The organism is Actinoplanes octamycinicus (genome assembly GCF_014205225.1).
Taxonomy (GTDB): Bacteria; Actinomycetota; Actinomycetes; order Mycobacteriales; family Micromonosporaceae; genus Actinoplanes; species Actinoplanes octamycinicus.
In genome coordinates this window covers 10,196,698-10,217,756 of sequence record NZ_JACHNB010000001.1, presented here as the reverse complement: position 1 = coordinate 10,217,756, position 21,059 = coordinate 10,196,698, and the positions used below count along the sequence as shown (strand labels likewise).

Genomic DNA, 21,059 nt, shown 5'->3' with positions numbered 1-21,059 from the left:
TCGCCGCTCTGGACAACGAATTCGAGATGGGTTGATCTGCGATGGCTGACGACGACAAACTTCGTGACTATCTGAAACGCGCCACGGCGGAGCTGCAGCAGACCCGGCGCCGGCTGCACGAGATCGAGGCGGGCGCCCGCGAGCCGATCGCCGTCATCGCGATGAGCTGCCGGTTCCCCGGCGGGGTGAGCAGTCCCGAGGAGCTGTGGGACCTGGTCGCCGAGGGCCGGGACGGGATCACCGAGTTCCCGGTGAACCGCGGCTGGCCGACCGACCTCTACGACCCGGAGCCGGCCACGCCCGGCAAGACCTACTCCACCGAGGGTGGCTTCCTGCACGACGCCGGCGACTTCGACGCGGACTTCTTCAAGATCAGCCCGCGCGAGGCCGCCGACACCGACCCGCAGCAGCGGCTGCTGCTGGAGACCTCGTGGGAGGCCTTCGAGCGGGCCGGTATCGACCCGCAGTCGCTGCGCGGCGACCGGGTCGGCGTGTTCGCCGGCGTGGTCTACCACGACTACGGGGTGGGCGGCAGCACCGGCGGGCTGGCCAGCGTGGTCTCCGGCCGGGTCGCCTACGCGCTGGGCCTGGAGGGCGCCGCCGTCACGGTCGACACCGCCTGCTCGTCGTCGCTGGTCGCGCTGCACTTCGCGATGCAGTCGCTGCGCAGCGGGGAGTGCTCGCTGGCCCTCGCCGGCGGCGTGACGGTGATGTCCACGCCGGCCTCGTTCATCGGCTTCAGCCAGCAGCGCGGGCTGGCGCCGGACGGGCGGTGCAAGGCGTACGCGGACGCGGCGAACGGCACCGGCTGGGGTGAGGGCGCCGGGTTGCTGCTGCTGGAGAAGCTCTCCGACGCCCGGCGCAACGGCCATGAGGTGCTGGCCGTGATCCGCGGCTCGGCGATCAACCAGGACGGCGCCAGCAACGGGCTGACCGCGCCGAACGGGCCGTCCCAGCAGCGGGTGATCGAGGCGGCGCTGGCCTCCGGCGGCCTGACCGCGGCCGAGGTGGACGCGATCGAGGGCCACGGCACCGGCACCGTGCTGGGTGACCCGATCGAGGCGCAGGCGCTGCTCGCGACGTACGGCCAGAACCGGCCGGCGGACCGGCCGCTCTGGCTCGGGTCGATCAAGTCGAACATCGGGCACGCGCAGGCCGCGTCCGGGGTCAGCGGCATCATCAAGATGGTCCAGGCGATCCGGCACGGGGTGCTGCCGCCCAGCCTGCACATCGACGCGCCGTCGTCGGTGGTGGACTGGTCGGCCGGCAACGTCCGGCTGCTCACCGAGAGCCTGCCCTGGCCGGACAACGGCCACCCGCGCCGGGCCGGGGTCTCGTCGTTCGGCCTGAGCGGCACCAACGCGCACGTGATCATCGAGCAGGCGCCGCCGGCCGAGCCGCCCGCGCCGCCGGTCGCGGCCGCCGGGCCGGTGCCGGTGGTGGTCTCCGCGCGGACCGAGGCGGCGCTCACCGCCCAGCGGCAGCGCTGGCACGCCCACCTGGCCGGCCGGCCGGAGGCCGGGGTGCTGGACGTGGCGTACTCGTCGGTCGCGCACCGCGCCGCCCTGGCCCACCGCGCCGTGGTGCTGGCCGGGTCGCGGGACGAGCTGCTGGCCGGGCTGGCCGCGGACGTGCCGGCGATCAGCGGGACGGTGACGCCGGGGCCGGTGGCGCTGCTCTTCACCGGGCAGGGTTCGCAGCGTCTCGGCATGGGCCGTGACCTGTACGAGCGCTTCCCGGTCTTCGCGGCGGCGTTCGACGCGGCCGGGTCGGCGGTCAAGGACGTCGTCTGGGGCTCCTCCTTCGACGAGCTCGCCAAGACGGTCAACACTCAGCCGGCGATCTTCGCGTTCGAGGTCGCCCTCTACCGGCTGCTCGAATCGTGGGGTGTTCGTCCCGACTACCTGGCCGGGCACTCGATCGGGGAGATCGCGGCGGCGCACGTGGCCGGTGTCCTGTCCCTTGAGGACGCGGCTCGCCTCGTCGCGGCCCGGGGCCGGTTGATGCAGGCGCTGCCGGCCGGTGGCGTGATGGTCGCGGTGGCCGCGTCCGCCGAGTCGATCGAGTTGATCCCGGGCGTGGACATCGCCGCGGTGAACGGGCCGACCTCGGTGGTGCTGTCCGGTTCTGAATCGGCCGTGCTGTCGGTGGTGGACCGGCTGGGTGTCAAGTCGACGCGGTTGAACACCTCGCACGCGTTCCACTCGCACCTGATGGAGCCGATGCTCGACGACTTCCGGCAGATCGCCCAATCTCTCGAATTTGCGGACCCGGTCATCCCGCTGGTCACCGTCGGCGACGTGACGGACCCGGACTACTGGGTCGATCACGTCCGCACCACCGTCCGCTTCCACGACATCGTGACCGACCTGCTGGACCGGGGCGTGACCACGTTCCTGGAGGTCGGCCCGGACGCCACGCTGACCGGCCTGGGCCGGCAGATCACCGACGACGCGACGTTCATCGCCCTGCAGCACCGCACCCGCCCGGAGCAGAGGGAGCTGCTCACCGGCCTGGCCACCGCCTGGACCCGCGGCGTCGACGTGGACTGGACACCGCTCCTGGATGGCGGCCGCCGGATCGACCTCCCCACCTACGCCTTCCAGCGCAGGACCTACTGGTCCGCCGAGGAGACCCCGGCCGCCCCCACCTCCACCGACCCGTTGGACGCCGCCTTCTGGGAGTCGGTCGAGAGCCAGGACTGGACCACATTGTCCGAGCGTCTCGCCGTCGACCCGGCCGCGCTCGGCGCCACCCTGCCGGCCCTCTCCGGCCTGCGCGCCGAGCACCGGCAGCGGACCACCGTCGACTCCTGGCGCTACCGCCTCGCCTGGAGCCCGATCGCCGAGCCGGCCGACACCACCCGCACCGGCACCTGGCTGGTCGTGGTCCCGGCCGCGCTGGCCGCCGAGGACCGGGTGCTGCGGATCGTCAAGGAGCTGACCCGGCGCGGTGCCGAGGTGGTCCAGCTGGACGTCACCGATCCGGAGCGGGCCGGGCTGGCCGCCCGGCTGGGTGAGCTCGGCGCCACCCCGGCCGGGGTGCTCTCGCTGCTCGCCCTGGACGGCGCGGCGCATCCCCGGCACGCCACCCTGACCCGCGGCGTCGCCGCCACGGTCACCCTGGTCCAGGCGCTGCGCGACGCGGCGGTCAGCGCGCCGCTCTGGTGCGTGACGGTCCGCGCGATGGCCCTGGACACCGACCGGGTGCCGGTCGACCCGGCCCAGGCCCGGCTCTGGGGCCTGGCCACCGGCCTGTCGCTGGACCTGCCGGCCGCGTGGGGCGGCATGGTGGACCTGCCCGAGGACGCCGACGACGCGAGCCTGCGCCGGCTCGGCGCGGTGCTGACCGCGGCGACCGGGGAAGCCAGGACCGGTGAGGACCAGCTTCTCGTCCGCCCGGCCGGCCTGTTCGCCCGCCGGCTGGTCACCGCGGCGACCGGCGCCACCCCCGGCAAGCGGCAGTGGCGGCCGCGCGGCACCGTGCTGGTCACCGGCGGCACCGGCGGCATCGGCGGGCACCTGGCCCGCTGGCTGGCCGCCGAGGGCGCCGAGCATCTGATCCTGACCAGCCGCCGGGGCCGGGACGCGGCCGGCGCTCCGGAGCTGGCCGCCGAACTGGCCGCGCTGGGCACCGAGGTGACCCTGGCCGCCTGCGACATCGCCGACCGCGACCAGGTCGCCGCGCTGCTCGCCGCGATCCCGGCCGACCGGCCGCTGCGCACCGTGGTGCACGCGGCCGGGCTGGCCCAGCGGCTGGCCGGGCTGGACGAGCTGACCTTGGACGAGTTCGCCGAGGTCGGGCACGCCAAGATCGCCGGCGCCGAGCACCTGGACGAGCTGCTGGCCGGGCACGAGCTGGACGCGTTCGTGCTCTTCTCGTCCGGTTCGGCGGTGTGGGGGAGCGGCGGGCAGTCCGCCTACGGCAGCGCGAACTCCTATCTGGACGCGCTCGCGCTGCGCCGCCGCGCGGCCGGCCGGACCGCCACCGCGATCGCCTGGGGCGCCTGGCGGACCGGCATGGTCGACGCCGAACTGGCCGAGCAGATGCATCGGATCGGCGCCCCGGCGATGCCCGCCGAACTGGCCGTGGCCGCGCTCCGGCAGGCCCTCGACCAGGACGACACGTCGATCGTGGTGGCCGACATCGACTGGGCGCGGTTCGCCCCGACGTACACGATGGCCCGCCGCCGCCCGCTGCTCGACGAGCTGGCCGCGGTCCGGGCCGCGCTCGCCGACGGCGAACCGGACGGCGGCGACGGCGCCGCGCTGGCCGCCCGGCTGGCCCCGCTGCCCGCCGCCGAGCAGCAGCGGATCCTGCTCGACCTGGTCCGGGACAGTGTCGCCGGGATCCTCGGGCACGCCTCCGGGGCGGCCGTCGAACCCGGCCGGGCCTTCGACGACCTCGGTTTCGACTCGGTGTCCGCGGTCGAGCTGCGCACCCGGCTGGGCGCGGCCACCGGCCGCAAGCTGCCGACCACGCTGATCTTCGACTACGCCACCCCGGCCGCGCTCGCCGAGCACCTGCACGGCGCCCTGTGCGACACCGGCGGCGGCGACGCCCTGACCCACCTGGACCGGCTGGAGCAGGCCTTCGGCGATCTGACCGCCGAGGAGATCGACCGGAACCGGGTGACCGCCCGGCTGCAGGCGGTCCTGGCCCGGCTGACCTCGGTCCTCGGCGACGGCGGCGAGGCCGTCGGCGACCGGATCGAGGCGGCGACGGCGGAGGACGTCTTCGCCTTCATCGACCAAGAGCTCGGCCTGTAACCAGCCCTGCTAGACGCGAAGGATCGGTGACCCCGATGGGCAACGACGAGAAACTCCTCGGATACCTGAAGAAGGTGACGTCCGAGCTGCACCAGACCCGCCAGCGCCTGCAGGAGGTCGAGACCGAGGAGCAGGACCCGATCGTCGTGGTCGGGATGGGCTGCCGGTACCCGGGCGGCGTCCAGTCCGCCGACGACCTGTGGCGGCTGGTGGCCGGCGGCGGCGACGCGATCAGCGAGTTCCCCGCCGACCGCGGCTGGGACGTGGACGGCCTGCACGACGACGACCCGGACACGGCCGGCACCAGCTACGTCCGGGAGGGCGGCTTCCTCGACGACGCGGCCGGCTTCGACCCGGCGCTGTTCGGCATCTCGCCGCGCGAGGCGCTGACCATGGACCCGCAGCAGCGGATCCTGCTGGAGCTGGCCTGGGAGACCGCCGAGCGGGCCGGGATCGACCCGCTCAGCCTGCGCGGCAAGCCGGTCGGCGTGTTCGCCGGCTCCGGCCAGCAGGACTACGAGTACCTGCTGGCCGCCGCGCCGGAGGCGGCCGAGGCGTACCTGACCACGGCCACCGCGGCGGCGGTGATCTCCGGCCGGGTGGCCTACGCCCTCGGCCTGGAGGGCCCGGCCGTCACGATCGACACCGCCTGCTCGTCGTCGCTGGTGGCGCTGCACCTGGCGGCCACCGCGCTGCGCCGCCGGGAGTGCTCGCTGGCCTTCGCCGGCGGGGTCATGGTGATGGCCACCCCGGCGCCGTTCGTGGCGTTCAGCCGGCAGCGCGGGCTGGCCCCGGACGGCCGGTGCAAGCCGTTCTCGGAGAGCGCCGACGGCACCGGCTGGTCCGAGGGCGGCGGCCTGCTGCTGCTCGAACGGCTCGCCGACGCCCGCCGCAACGGCCACCCGATCCTCGCGGTGATCCGCGGCTCGGCGATCAACCAGGACGGCGCCAGCAACGGCCTGACCGCCCCGAACGGGCCGTCCCAGCAGCGGGTGATCCGGCAGGCGCTGGCCGACGCGCGGCTCACCACCGGCGACGTCGACGTGGTCGAGGGGCACGGCACCGGCACCGTGCTGGGCGACCCGATCGAGGCGCAGGCGGTGCTCGCCACCTACGGGCAGGGCCGCCCGGCGGACCGGCCGCTCTGGCTCGGCTCGATCAAGTCGAACATCGGGCACGCCCAGGCCGCCGCCGGCGTCGGCGGCGTGATCAAGATGATCCAGGCGCTCCGGCACGGCCTGATGCCGCGCACCCTGCACGTCACCGAGCCGTCCTCGCACGTCGACTGGTCGGCCGGCAACGTCCGGCTGCTCAGCTCCGAGGTGCCGTGGCCGGCCGGCGAGCAGCCGCGCCGCGCCGGCGTCTCGTCGTTCGGGGTGAGCGGCACCAACGTGCACGTCATCGTCGAGGAGGCCCCGGAGAACCCCCTTCAGGAGCCGATTTCCGGTACGCCGGAAGGACCGTTCCCGATCGCGGTCTCGGCCCGCACCGTGGCGGCCCTGGACGCTCAGACGGACCGGATGGCCTCGGCCCCCGGAGCCCCGCTCGACGTGGCGTTCTCCTCGTTCACCACCCGCGCCGCCCTGGACCACCGCCGGATCCTGCTCGGCGACAAGCGGATCACCGGGACCGTCACGCCGGGCTCGACCGCCGTCCTGTTCACCGGCCAGGGCTCGCAACGCCTCGGCATGGGCCGTGACCTCTACGAGCGCTTCCCGGTCTTCGCGGCGGCCTTCGACGCGGCCGGCTCCGCGGTCAAGGACGTCGCCTGGGGCTCGGACGCCGAATTGCTGGCGCAGACCGGCAACACCCAGCCGGCCATCTTCGCCTTCGAGGTCGCTCTCTACCGGTTGCTGGAGTCGTGGGGTGTTCGTCCCGACTTCCTGGCCGGGCACTCGATCGGTGAGATCGCCGCGGCGCACGTGGCCGGTGTCCTGTCCTTGGAGGACGCCGCCAAGCTCGTCACCGCTCGCGGCCGGTTGATGCAGGCGCTGCCCGCCGGTGGCCTGATGGTCGCCGTCGCCGCGCCTGAGTCGGCGATCGAGTTGATCCCGGGCGTGGACATCGCGGCGGTCAACGGGCCGAATTCGGTGGTGCTGTCCGGTCTTGACTCCGCCGTCCTCTCCCTCGTCGAGACCCTCGGCGTGAAGTCCACCCGCCTGAACACCTCGCACGCGTTCCACTCGCACCTGATGGAGCCGATGCTTCTTGAATTCCGGCAGATCGTCCGAGGGCTCACCTTCAACGAGCCGGTCATCCCGGTGATCACGGTCGGCGACGTGACCGATCCGGATTACTGGGTCGAGCACGTGCGCACCACCGTCCGCTTCCACGACATCGTGACCGACCTGCTGGGCCGGGGCGTCACCACGTTCCTGGAGTGCGGGCCGGACTCCACGCTGACCAACCTCGGCCGCCAGATCACCGACGACGCGGCGTTCGTCGCGCTGCAGCACCGCACCCGCGAGGACGAGCTGCTCACCGGCCTGGCCACCGCCTGGACCCGCGGCGTCGAGGTGGACTGGAAACCGCTGCTGGCCGGCGGCCGCGCGATCGACCTGCCCACCTACCCGTTCCAGCACGCGCGTTACTGGATCCAGCCCGCACCGGGCGCCACCGCCGACCTGGCCGCCGCCGGCGCCGACACCGCCGGGCACCCGCTGCTCGGCGCGGTGATCCCGGCCCCGGAAACCGGCGGCGTCACGCTCACCGGCCGGCTCTCGCTGCGCGACCAGCCGTGGCTCACCGACCACCGGATCGGCGGGGTGGCGCTCTTCCCCGGCACCGGCTTCGTCGAGCTGGCGCTGCGAGCCGGCCGGGAGGTCGGCTGCGACCGGATCGAGGAGCTGACCATCGCCGCGCCGCTGGCCCTGCCGGACCGCGGCGGCGTCAAGGTGCAGGTCGTCGCGGGCGCCCCGGACGAGGCCGGCCGGCACCCGGTGGCCGTGCACTCGCGGTCCGACGCGGACGGCCCGGACGGCCCGTGGACCTGCCACGCCACCGGTCTCCTCGGCCGGGTCACGTCGGTGGCGGCGACTGAGCCGGTCGGCGCGGACCTGCTCGCCTGGCCGCCGCGGGACGCCGAGGAGATCGACCTGGCCGGCTTCTACGCCGGCATCGCCGAGGCCGGCCTCGGTTACGGGCCGCTGTTCCAGGGGCTGCGGGCCGCCTGGCGAGCCGGCGACCACGTCTACGCCGAGGTCCGCCTCCCGAACGGCGGCCACCCGGAGGCGTACGGGCTGCATCCGGCTCTGCTCGACGCGGCGCTGCACACCGTCACCTTCTCCGCTGCCGGCGCGGACCGGGCCACCCTGCCGTTCGCCTGGTCCGGGGTCACGCTGGGCCGGCCGGGCTCGGCCGACCTGCGGATCCGGCTCACCGCGGTGCGCCCCGGCACGATCGCGCTGCGGGTCGCCGACACCGCCGGCCGGACCGTGCTGACCGTCGACTCGCTCGCGCTGCGGGCCATCTCCGCCGAGCAGCTGGACGCGGCCGGCGGGCAGTCCGCGCTGTTCCAGGTCAGCTGGGTGCCGGTGGCGGTCACCGAGCCGGCCGGACCGGCCGCCGAGGCGGTCACGCTGGAGGTGACCGGCGGCGACGACCTCGCGGCCGTGCACGCGGCCACCCGGGCGGCGCTCACCGGCGTACAGGAATGGCTGGACGACCCGGAGCGGGCCGGGACGCGCCTGGTGGTCCTGACCCGGGGCGCGGTCGCGCTCACCGGCGGTGCGGTGCCGGACGTGGCGGCCGCGGCCGTCCGCGGCCTGATCCGGTCGGCGCAGGCCGAGCACCCGGACCGGATCCTGCTCGCCGACACCGACGGCAGCGTCGACCCGGCCACCCTGCTGACCCTGCCGGAACCGCAGGTCGTGGTCCGGGACGGGACGGTCTACGCGGCCCGGCTGACCCGCGCCGCGGCGAGCGGCGACACCCCGGCGAGCACCTTCGGCCCGGACGGCACGGTGCTGGTCACCGGCGGCACCGGCGCGCTCGGCGCCCTGGTGGCCGAGCACCTGGTCACCGAGCGTGGGGTTCGCGACCTGCTGCTGGTCAGCCGGCGCGGCGAGGACGCGCCCGGCGCCGGCGAGCTGCGCGAGCGGCTGACCGCGGCCGGGGCCACCGTCCGGATCGCCGCCTGCGACACCGCGGACCGGGACGCGCTCGCCGCGCTCCTCGCCAACCTACGGCTCAGCGCGGTCGTGCACACCGCCGGCGTGGTCGACGACGGGGCGCTCACCGCGCTCACCCCGGACCGGCTGGCCGCCGTGCTGCGGGCCAAGGCGGACGGCGCGGCGCACCTGGACGAGCTGACCCGGGACCGGGAGCTGACCGCGTTCGTGCTGTTCTCCTCGGCGTCCGCGGTGCTCGGCGCGCCCGGCCAGGCCAACTACGCGGCGGCCAACGCCTACCTGGACGCCCTGGCCGCCCGCCGCCGGGCCACCGGCCGGACCGCCCAGTCGCTGGCCTGGGGCCTGTGGCAGGTCGGCGGCGGGATGTCCGGCGAGCTGTCCGCGGCCGATCTGCGCCGGCTGGCCCGCTCCGGGGTCAGCCCGATCGGCGCCGAGCAGGGCATGCGCCTGCTGGACGCGGCCACCGCCCGGGACGCGGCCACGCTGGTCCCGATCAACCTGGACGTGCGGGCGCTGGGCGCGGCGGACGGCAGCGACGGCGCCCTGTTCCGGGCGCTGACCCGGACCCCGGCCCGGCGGGCCGGCGCACCGGCGCCGGAGGGGGACACGGCCGGCGACTTCGCCCGGCGGCTCGCCGCGCTGCCCGCCGGCGACCGGCTCGGCCTGCTCGTCGACCTGGTCCGCACGCAGGCCGCGAGCACCCTCGGCCATCCGGACACGACCGGGGTGGAACCCGGCCGGGCCTTCAACGACCTGGGCTTCGACTCGCTCACCGCGGTCGAGTTCCGGACCGGGCTGGGCCAGGCGACCGGGCTCCGGCTGCCGGCCACCCTGGTCTTCGACCACCCGACCCCGGCCGACGTGGCCGGGTTCCTGCTCGCCGAGCTGGCCCCGGCCGACCCGGCCGGCGGCGGCGACGACGAGGACGCGGTGCGGCGGATCCTGCTCGGCATCCCGCTGGCCCGCCTCCGCGACGCCGGCCTGCTCGGCACCCTGCTCGAACTCGGCGGCGCGGCCCCGGCCGGCGCCCCGGAACCCGACGACGACGGCGACCCGGAGTCCATCGACGAGATGGACACCGACGCCCTGATCAGCATGGCCCTCAGCGGCCTCGACCTGGACGACGCGCAGACAAGTGGGAGCTTCTGATGGCTGACTCAGCGGACAAGGTGGTCCAGGCGCTTCGGGCGTCGCTCAAGGAGACCGAGCGGCTGCGGGCGCAGAACCGCAAGCTGGCCGCGGCGGCCCGCGAGCCGATCGCGATCGTCGGCATGGCCTGCCGCTACCCCGGCGGGGTGGCCTCCGCCGACGACCTGTGGCGGCTGGTGGCCGACGGCGTCGACGCGATCACCGAGTTCCCGGACAACCGGGGCTGGGACGTGGACGGCGTGTACGACCCGGAGCCCGGCGTGGTCGGCCGCACCTACAGCCGGAACGGCGGCTTCCTGCACGACGCCGGCCGGTTCGACCCGGCGTTCTTCGGGATCAGCCCGAACGAGGCGCTGCTGATGGACCCGCAGCAGCGGCTGCTGCTGGAGACCTCGTGGGAGGCGTTCGAGCACGCCGGCATCGACCCGGCCACCCTCAAGGGCAGCTCGACCGGCGTCTTCGCCGGGATGATGTACCACGACTACGCGGCCAACAACAGCACCGGCGCGAACGCCTCCGGCCGGATCTCCTACGTGCTCGGCCTGGAGGGCCCGGCCGTCACGGTCGACACCGCCTGCTCGTCGTCGCTGGTCGCGCTGCACTGGGCGATCCAGGCGCTGCGCTCCGGCGAGTGCGAGCTGGGCCTGGTCGGCGGCGTCGCGGTGATGGCCACCCCGGAGGTGTTCGTCGAGTTCAGCCGGCAGCGCGGGCTGGCCCCGGACGGCCGGTGCAAGTCGTTCGCCGGCGCCGCCGACGGCACCTCGTGGGGCGAGGGCGTCGGGGTGCTGGTCGTCGAGCGGCTCGCCGACGCCCGCCGCAACGGGCACCGGGTGCTCGCCGTGGTCCGCGGCTCGGCGGTCAACCAGGACGGCGCCAGCAACGGGTTCAGCGCGCCGAACGGCCCGTCCCAGCGCCGGGTGATCAAGGCGGCGCTGGCCGGCGCCCAGCTCTCCGCCGACCAGGTGGACCTGGTCGAGGCGCACGGCACCGGCACCACGCTGGGCGACCCGATCGAGGCACAGGCGCTGCTCGCGACCTACGGCCAGGACCGGCCGGACGACCGGCCGCTGTGGCTCGGGTCGATCAAGTCCAACATCGGGCACACCCAGTCGGCGGCCGGCGTCGCCGGGATCATCAAGCTGGTCCAGGCGATCCGGCACGGGGTGATGCCGAAGACCCTGCACGTGGACACGCCCACCCCGGTCGTCGACTGGGACGCGGGCAACGTCCGGCTGCTCACCGAGGCGGTCGACTGGCCGGCCGTGGACCGGCCGCGCCGGGCCGGCATCTCGTCGTTCGGGATCAGCGGCACCAACGCGCACGTGATCATCGAGCAGGCGCCGGACGAGGAGCCGGCCGCGCCGGTCCCGCCGGTCGCGCACACCCTGGTGCCGGTCGCGGTCACCGCCAAGTCGGCCGCCGCGCTGCCGGCTCAGGCGGAGCGGCTGGCCGGCCTGCTGGCCGGCGGCGCGCCGCTGCCGGACACCGCGCACGCCCTGGTCACCCGGCGGGCGCTGTTCGACCACCGGACCGTGGTGCTCGGCGCCGGCCGGGACGAGGTGGTCGCCGGGCTGACCGGCGCGGCGCCGGCGATCACCGGCACGGTGACCGGCGGCGGGATCGCGGCGCTGTTCACCGGGCAGGGCTCGCAGCGGCCCGGGATGGGCCGCGAGCTGTCCGAGCGGTTCCCGGTCTTCGCCGCCGCCTTCGACGCCGCCCTCGCCGCCCTGGACCGGCACCTGGACCGGCCGCTGCGCGACGTGCTCTGGGGCTCGTCCGCCGAGGATCTGGCGCGGACCGCGACCACCCAGGCGGCCGTCTTCGCCTTCGAGACCGCCCTGTACCGGCTGATCGAGTCGTGGGGGATCCGGCCGGACTACCTGGCCGGGCACTCGGTCGGCGAGATCGCCGCCGCGCACGTGGCCGGCGTGCTGTCGCTGGACGACGCGGCCGCCCTGGTCGCGGCGCGCGGCCGGCTGATGCAGGCGCTGCCGGCCGGCGGCGTGATGGTCGCCCTGGCCGCCACCGAGGAGCAGGTCCGCCCGCTGCTCGGCCCGGCCGTGGACATCGCCGCGGTGAACGCGCCGAACGCCGTGGTGATCTCCGGCGCCGCCGAGGCGGTCGACCGGATCGTCGCCGCGCTGGACGTCCGGTCCACCCGGCTGACCGTCTCGCACGCGTTCCACTCGCCGCTGATGGACCCGATGCTGACCGACTTCGCCGAGGCGCTGCGCGGCATCACCTTCCACCCGCCGGCCATCCCGATCGTCTCGGACGTGACCGGCGCGCTCGCCGACCCGGAGGCGCTGGCCACCCCGGCCTACTGGGTGCGGCACGTCCGCGAGGCGGTCCGGTTCGCCGACGCGGTGACCACCCTGCGCGACGCCGGCGTCCGGACGTTCCTGGAGGTCGGCCCGGACGCGGTGCTCACCGGGATGGCCCGGCAGACCCTGGACGACGAGGGCCTGGCCGTGGTCGCCCTGCAGCGGCGGAACCGGTCCGAGGAGCGCGAGCTGCTCACCGGCGTGGCCACCGCGTGGACCCGCGGCGTCCCGGTCGACTGGACCGCGCTGCTGCCCGCCGGTGAGCCGGTCGACCTGCCCTCCTACGCGTTCGACCAGCAGTGGTTCTGGATCGAGGAGTGGGACTTCAGCGACGCCTGGACCGGCGGCGCCGCCCGCCGGCTCACCGCGGCCGGCCTGACCCGGTTCGAGCACCCGCTGCTCGGCGCGGTGGTCGCCGCCCCGCAGTCGGGCGGTCTGGTGCTCACCGGCCGGCTCACCCTCGACCGGCACGCCTGGGTCGCCGACCACGAGGTGCTCGGCAGCGTGCTGCTGCCCGGCACCGGCTTCGTCGAGCTGGCCCTGCGCGCCGGCGAGGAGGCCGGCTGCCCGGTCCTGGAGGAGCTGACCCTGCGTGCCCCGCTGGTGCTGGCCCCGGACGGCGGCGTGGCGCTGCAGGTGGTGGTCGGCGGGCCGGACGCGGGCGGTCGCCGTACCGTCGACGTCTTCTCCCGGGCCGACGGCCCGGACCAGCCCTGGGTGCAGCACGCGGCCGGGGTCCTCGGCGCGGCCGGTGCCGAGGTGGCGGCGCCCGATCTGACCGTCTGGCCGCCGGCCGGCGCCGAGCCGGTCACCGTCGAGGGGGCGTACGACCGGCTGCTCGACATCGGCTACGCCTACGGCCCGATGTTCCAGGGCCTGCGGGCCGCCTGGCGGCGCGGCGACGAGCTGTTCGCCGAGGTCGCGCTGCCCGCCGCGGCCCACGACGAGGCCGCCGGGTTCGGCGTGCACCCGGCGTTGCTGGACGCCTCGATGCACGCCGCGATGCTCGGCGACCGCGGCGCGACCGGCGCCGACGAGCAGACCCTGCTGCCGTTCGCGTGGAGCGGCGTCACCCTGCACGCGGCCGGCGCCGCCGCGGTCCGGGTCCGGATCGTCACGCCGACCACCGACAGCATGTCGTTCAGCGTCGCCGACGAGCGGGGCCGCCCGGTGCTGACCGTCGGCTCGCTGGTCTCCCGCCCGGTCTCGGCGGCCCAGCTCGCCCCCGCGCAGCCGGGCGCCGACCAGGCCCTGTTCGGCATCGACTGGCTGCCCGCGCCGGGCGCGGTGGCCGGCAACGCCACCTGGGTGACGCTCGGCCCGGCCGCGGCGGTGCCCGGCGCGGAGCACCCCGGAAGTCAGCACACCACCCGGCTGGGCGCGCTGCTGGAATCGGACGAGACACCCGGGACGGTCATCGTCCCGGTGACCGCGGGCGGCGACGGCGACGTGCCGGCCCGGGCGCTGGCGGTGACCACCGAGCTGCTCGCGCTGGTGCAGGAGTGGCTGGCCGAGCCGCGGCTGTCCGGCTCCCGGCTGGTCGTGCAGACCCGGCACGCGGTCGCGGTGCAGCCGGACGACCCGATCGACCTGGCCGTCGCGCCGGTGTGGGGGCTGATCCGGGCCGCGCAGGCGGAGAACCCGGACCGGTTCGTGCTGCTGGACACCGACGGCGAGATCACCGACGGGATCCTCGCCCAGGCCCTCGCCGGTGCGGAGCCGGAGCTGGCCGTGCGCGCCGGCCAGGTGCGGGTGCCGCGCTTGGCCCCGCTGCCGGCGGCGGCGCCCGGCTCGTGGGACCCGGACGGGACCGTGCTGATCACCGGCGGCACCGGCGGGCTCGGCGCGATCGTGGCCGAGCACCTGGTGCGCGCGCACGGCGTACGCAAGCTGGTCCTGACGAGTCGTCGTGGTCCGGACGCGCCGGGCGCACCCGAGCTGATCGCCCGCCTCGCGGATCTGGGCGGCGCGGCCGAGGCGGTCGCCTGCGACGTGTCGGACCGGGACGCGCTGGCCGGGCTGCTCGCCCGGATCGGGGACGGCCTGACCGGAATCGTGCACGCCGCCGGCGTCGCCGCGAACGGCATGGCGGCGGACCTGACCGCCGAGCAGGTCGCCACCGTCTTCACCCCCAAGGTCGAGGCCGGCTGGCTGCTGCACGAGCTGACCGCCGACCTGCCGCTGACCCACTTCGTGCTGTTCTCCTCGGCCGGCGGCCTGGTGCTCGCCGCCGGGCAGGGCAACTACGCGGCCGCGAACGTCTTCCTGGACGCGCTCGCCGGGCACCGGCGGCTCGCCGGGCTGCCGGCCACCGCGGTCGCCTACGGCCTGTGGCAGGCCGAGACCGGCATGAGCAGCCAGATGGACGACAGCCACCTGCAGCGGATGGACCGGCTCGGCCTGCCCGCGCTGCCCACCGCCGACGCTCTCGCGCTGCTGGACCGGGCGGTCGGCGGCGACCGGCCCGCCGTGGTGGCCGTGCCGGTCGACCGGACCGCGCTGCGCAAGCGCACCGACGAACTGCCCGCGCTGCTGCGCGGCCTGGTCCCGGCCCGCCGGCGGACCACCGCCCCGACCGGCGGCGGCTCCTCGCTCGCCCGGCAGCTGGCCGGGCTGGACCCGGAGCGGCGCGAGGCGACCGTCCTCGAGGTGGTCCGCGGCAACGTGGCGACCGTGCTCGGGCACGCCTCCGCCGACGCGGTCGCCGCCGACCGGGCCTTCAAGGACCTCGGCTTCGACTCGCTCTCCGCGGTCGAGCTGCGCAACGTGCTGAACACCGCGACCGGCCTGCGGCTGTCGCCGACGCTGGTCTTCGACCACCCCAGCGCGCTCGCGGTCACCCGGCACATCCTGGAGACCATTTCCGGTACGGAGGAGCCGCTGCCCGCGCCCCGCCCCGCCCCGGCCGCCCGGGACGACGACCCGATCGCGATCGTCGGGATGGCCTGCCGCTACCCGGGCGGGGTGGCCTCGCCGGAGGATTTGTGGCGGCTGGTCGCCGACGGCGTCGACGCGGTCGGCGAGTTCCCCGCCGACCGCGGCTGGGACCCGGCGGTCCACGACCCGGAGCCGGGCAAGCCCGGCAAGACCTACGCCAACGAGGGCGGTTTCCTCTACGACGCCGCCGAGTTCGACCCGGCCTTCTTCGGGATCAGCCCGAACGAGGCGGTGCTGATGGACCCGCAGCAGCGGTTGCTGCTGGAGACCGCGTGGGAGGCCCTGGAACGGGCCGGGGTCGACCCGCAGGCGCTGCGCGGCAGCAGCACCGGCGTGTTCACCGGCCTGATGTACCACGACTACGGCGTGGACAGCACCGGCGGCTCGCTGGTCTCCGGGCGGATCGCCTACACCCTGGGCCTGGAGGGCCCGGCCATCAGCGTCGACACCGCCTGCTCGTCGTCGCTGGTCGCGCTGCACTTCGCGATGCAGTCGCTGCGCAGCGGCGAGTGCTCGCTCGCGCTGGCCGGTGGCGTCGCGGTGATGGCCACCCCGGCCATGTTCGTCGAGTTCAGCCGGCAGCGCGGGCTGGCCTCGGACGGCCGGTGCAAGTCGTTCGCCGGTGGCGCGGACGGCACCGGCTGGGGTGAGGGCGCCGGGCTGCTGCTCCTGGAGCGGCTCTCCGACGCGCAGCGCAACGGGCACCAGGTGCTCGCGGTGATCCGCGGCTCGGCGGTCAACCAGGACGGCGCCAGCAACGGGTTCAGCGCGCCGAACGGGCCGTCCCAGCGCCGGGTGATCCGTCAGGCCCTGGCCGGGGCCGGACTGGCCGTCGACGACGTGGACCTGGTCGAGGCGCACGGCACCGGCACCACGCTGGGCGACCCGATCGAGGCGCAGGCGCTGCTCGCCACCTACGGGCAGGACCGGCCGGCGGACCGGCCGCTGCTGCTCGGCTCGATCAAGTCCAACATCGGGCACACCCAGGCCGCCGCCGGCGTCGCCGGGATCATCAAGGTGGTCGAGGCGATGCGGCACGGGGTCGTGCCGAAGACCCTGCACGTGGACGAGCCGTCGCCGATGGTGGACTGGTCGGCCGGCCACGTCCGGCTGGTCACCGAGCCGGTCGACTGGCCGGCGGTGGACCGGCCGCGGCGGGCGGCGGTCTCCTCGTTCGGGATCAGCGGCACCAACGCGCACGTGATCATCGAGCAGGCGCCGCTCGCGGTCCCGGCCGCCGCCGCGCCGCCGCGCGACGTGGTGGCGCCGGTGGTGCTGCACGCCCGCAAGGCGGACGGGCTGGCCCGGCAGGCCGCGCGGCTGCGCGAGCACCTGATCGCCCGGCCGGACCTGTCGCCGCTCGACGTCGGGTGGTCGACGGTGTCGACGCGGGCCGCGCTCGACCACCGGGTGGTGGTGGCCGGGCGGGACCGGGCGGAGCTGATCGCGGCGCTCGGGTCGGTGACCGCGCCGCGGGCGGCCGGGCCGGTGGCGCTGCTCTTCACCGGGCAGGGTTCGCAGCGTCTCGGCATGGGCCGTGACCTGTACGAGCGCTTCCCGGTCTTCGCGGCGGCGTTCGATGCGGCCGGGTCGGCGGTCAAGGACATCGCCTGGGGCTCCGACGCGGAGTTGCTGGCGCAGACGGCCAACACCCAGCCGGCGATCTTCGCGTTCGAGGTCGCTCTCTACCGGCTCCTCGAATCCTGGGGTGTTCGCCCCGACTACCTCGCGGGCCACTCGATCGGGGAGATCGCCGCGGCGCACGTCGCCGGTGTCCTGTCCCTTGAGGACGCGGCTCGCCTCGTCGCGGCCCGGGGCCGGTTGATGCAGGTCCTGCCGGCCGGTGGCGTGATGGTCGCGGTGGCCGCCCCGGAGAGTGCGATCGAGCTGATCCCGGGTGTCGACATCGCCGCGGTCAACGGGCCCACCTCGGTGGTGCTGTCCGGTTCTGAATCGGCCGTGCTGTCGGTGGTGGACCGGCTGGGCGTCAAGTCGACGCGGCTGAACACCTCGCACGCGTTCCACTCGCACCTGATGGAGCCGATGCTCGACGACTTCCGGCAGATCGCCCAATCTCTCGAATTTGCGGACCCGGCCATCCCGCTGATCACGATCGGCGACGTGACGGACCCCAACTACTGGGTCGATCACGTCCGCACCACCGTCCGCTTCCACGACATCGTGACCGACCTGCTGGACCGGGGAGTGACCACGTTCCTGGAGGTCGGCCCGGACAGCACGCTCACCGGTCTGGGCCGCCAGATCACCGACGACGCGGTGTTCCTCGGCCTCCAGCACCGCACCCAGCCCGAAGAGAAGCAGCTGGTCACCGCCCTGGCAGCCAGCAACGTCCCGGTCACCTGGGCGCGGCTCTTCGACGGCACCGGCGCCCGCCCGGCCGACCTGCCCACCTACGCCTTCGACCGCAAGCACTTCTGGCTGCTCGACGACGAGCCGTCCGGCGACCCGGCCGCGCTCGGCGTGACCGCCGCCGGGCATCCGCTGCTCGGCGCGGTGGTGGCCGCCCCGCGGTCCGGCGGGGTGGTGCTCACCGGCCGGTTGTCGGTGGACGGCACGCCGTGGGTGGCCGACCACGAGGTGCTCGGCGAGGTGCTGCTGCCCGGCACCGCGTTCGTCGAGCTGGCGCTGCGGGCCGGCGACGAGGTCGGCTGCGACCTGGTCGACGAGCTGACCCTGCAAGCGCCGCTGGTCTTCCCGGGCCGCGGCGTGATCACCGTCCAGGTGGTGGTGGACGGGCCGGACGAGGCCGGGCGGCACCCGGTCGCGGTCTACTCCCGGCCCGGCGCGGACGGCGAGTGGGCACAGCACGCGGCCGGTTTCCTGGCCGTCGCGCCGGCCGGCCCGGCGCCCGCCGACCTGACCGCCTGGCCGCCGCCGGGTGCCGAGGAGGTCGACGTCACCGACCTGTACGACACCCTGCAGGACCGTGGCTACGGATACGGCCCCACCTTCCGCGCGCTGCGCGCGGCCTGGCGGCGCGACGGCGTCGTCTACGCCGAGGTGGCCGTCCCGGAGCAGGCCCGGGCCGACGCCCAGCGGTTCGGCGTGCACCCGGCGCTGCTGGACGCCACCATGCACGCGCTCGGGTTCGGCGCGCTCGGCGAGGGCGACAGCGACCCGGGCACGCTGATGCCGTTCTCCTGGGAGGGTGTCACGCTGCACACCGCCGGGGTGGACGCGGTCCGGGTGCGGCTGGCCCCGACCGGCGGCACCGCGGTCTCGCTGGAGCTGGCCGACCAGGCCGGCGCCCCGGTGGCGTCGGTGCGGTCGATGACGTTGCGGCCGGTCGCCGCCGACCTGAACAAAAGCACTGCGAACCAAGCGCTGTTCGAGATCACCTGGACACCGGCGGCAGCGGTCGAGCCGGTGGCGATCGCGGACACGGTGGTGACCGAGCTGACCGGCACGCAGCCGGGAGACACCACGGTCGCCGCGCTGGAGCTGATCCAGGGGGCGCCTGGCGGCCGGAAGCTGGTCGTGCTGACCCGCGGCGCGGTGGCGGTCCGGCCGGGCGAGGACGTCGACCTGGCGGTCGCTCCAGCGTGGGGCCTGATCCGGGCCGCGCAGGCGGAGAACCCGGACCGGTTCGTGCTGCTGGACAGCGACGGCGAGGTCGGCGACGAGCTGCTCGGGCGAGTGCTGGCCGGTGGCGAGCCGGAGCTGGCGGTCCGGGGCGGGGAGCTGCTGGTTCCGCGGTTGACGCAGGCTTCGGTCGAGGCTCAGGACCGGCCGGTGTGGGGTCCGGAGGGGACCGTGCTGATCACCGGCGGGACCGGCGGACTCGGGGCGCTCGTGGCTGAGCATCTCGTGCGGGCTCATGGCGTACGAAAACTGGTCCTGACAAGTCGACGTGGTCCGGACGCGCCGGGCGCACCGGAACTGATCGCGCGCCTCGCGGATCTCGGCGGTGCGGCCGAAGCGGTCGCCTGCGACGTGTCGGACCGGGCGGCGCTGCGCGAGCTGCTGACCCGGATCGGCGACGAGCTGACCGGAATCGTTCATGCGGCCGGGGTCGCCTCGAACGGTTTGGCCGCTGACCTCACCGCCGAGCAGGTTCGCCGGGTCATGGGGCCGAAGGCGGACGCCGCCCGGCACCTGCACGAGCTCACCGCGCACCTGCCGCTGACCGCTTTCGTGCTGTTCTCCTCGGCCGGCGGCCTGGTGCTCGCCGCCGGGCAGGGCAACTACGCGGCCGCGAACGTCTACCTGGACGCGCTCGCCGCCCACCGGCGCGCCGCCGGGCTGCCGGCCACCGCGCTCAGCTACGGCCTGTGGCAGGCGGAGACCGGGCTGACCAGCCTGATGGACGACGGTCACCTGCAGCGGATGGCCCGGCTCGGGCTGCCGGCGCTGCCCGCCGCGGACGCGCTCACGCTGTTCGACCGGGCGGTGGCGAGCGACCGGGCGCACCTGGTGCCGATGCCGGTCGACCGGGCCGCGCTGCGCCGACGCGCCGACGACCTGCCGGCGCTGCTGCGCGGCCTGGTGCCGCCGGCCCGCCGCCGGGCCACCCCGGTCCGCACCGAGTCCGAGGTGCGCGGACTGTCCGGGGAGGCGCAGCTCGCCGAGCTGACCCGGCTGATCCAGGTCTGGGCCGCCGAGATCCTCGGGCACGGCGGCCCGGAGGACGTCGAGCCGGAACGCGGCTTCCTGGAGGCCGGCTTCGACTCGCTCACCGCGGTCGAGCTGCGCAACCGGATCAACGCGGCGCTCGACCTGTCGCTGCCGGCGATGGCGGTGTTCGACGCGAAGACCCCGGCCGAGCTGGCCCGGGTGGTCCAGGCCGAGCCGGGCCTCGCGGCCACCGGCACCAGCCGCCCGGCGGCGGCGCCGGTCGACACGCTCTACCAGCTGTTCCTGGACGCGGTCCTGGCCGACCGGCTGCAGCCCGGGCTGGCCATGCTGAAGGCGGTCGCCGACCTGCGCCCGGCCTTCCACGGACCGGAGGACGCGCCGCTGCCCGCCCCGGTGACGCTGGCCGCCGGGACCGGCGCGCTGCCCCGGCTGATCTGCCTGAGCACGCCGACCATCGCCGGCGGGGTGCACCAGCACGCCCGGCTCGCGGCCCGGCTGACCGGCGGGCGGCACGTCACCGCGCTGCCCACGCCCGGCTTCGGGCGCGGCGAGCCGGTGCCGGAGTCGTTCGGCGCGGCCGTCCGGGTGCTGGCCGCGGCCGTCCTGGCGGCGGCCGAGGGCGAGCCGTTCGTCCTGCTCGGCTTCTCCTCCGGCGGGCTGCTCGCGCACGCGGTCGGGGCGCACCTGGAACGCGAGCACGACGCCCCGGTGGCCGGGGTGGTGCTGCTGGACAGCTATCCGGTGCAGGCCGAGAACGACGGCATCTTCGGGCACATGGCGATGGCCATCCCGGAGAAGGAGGTCACCTTCGGCCCGTTCGACAGCGCCCAGCTCTCCGCCTTCGGCCGGTACGTCGACCTGCTCCCCGGCTTCGAGAAGCAGCCGATCAGCGCCCCGGTGCTGTTCGTGCAGGCCGCCGACTCGTTCGTCGAGCAGGCGCCGGGAGACACCTCGTGGCAGGCCACCTGGGACGGGGCGGACGCCGTCCGTACCGTGCCGGGCACCCATTTCACGCTGGTCGAATCCGACGTGGAGACCACCGCTTCCGCGGTCGATGAATGGCTTCCCCGGTAGGGGCGCTAGGGGCTTATATCCAGCCCCCCGAGCAGCGGAAAATATAAATGCAAGGATTGATCGGAATGGGGATCACGAGC

Annotated in this window: 2 protein-coding genes and 1 pseudogene; all 3 read left to right on the top strand. The window is 75.3% G+C overall.

Annotated features, from left to right (window positions below):
• Positions 1 to 41 precede the first annotated feature (41 nt).
• Entirely contained in the window at positions 42 to 4,769 is a 4,728-nt protein-coding gene (locus BJY16_RS46115) for a type I polyketide synthase (RefSeq protein WP_185046147.1), read from the top strand.
• Positions 4,770 to 4,804: 35 nt separating this feature from the next.
• Positions 4,805 to 10,048, top strand: coding sequence for a type I polyketide synthase (locus BJY16_RS46110; RefSeq protein WP_203759461.1), 5,244 nt, complete (start codon positions 4,805 to 4,807; stop codon positions 10,046 to 10,048).
• Between the two features lie 14 nt (positions 10,049 to 10,062).
• A pseudogene (locus BJY16_RS46105) lies at positions 10,063 to 20,955 on the top strand (SDR family NAD(P)-dependent oxidoreductase); the annotation flags it as partial.
• Positions 20,956 to 21,059 lie beyond the last annotated feature (104 nt).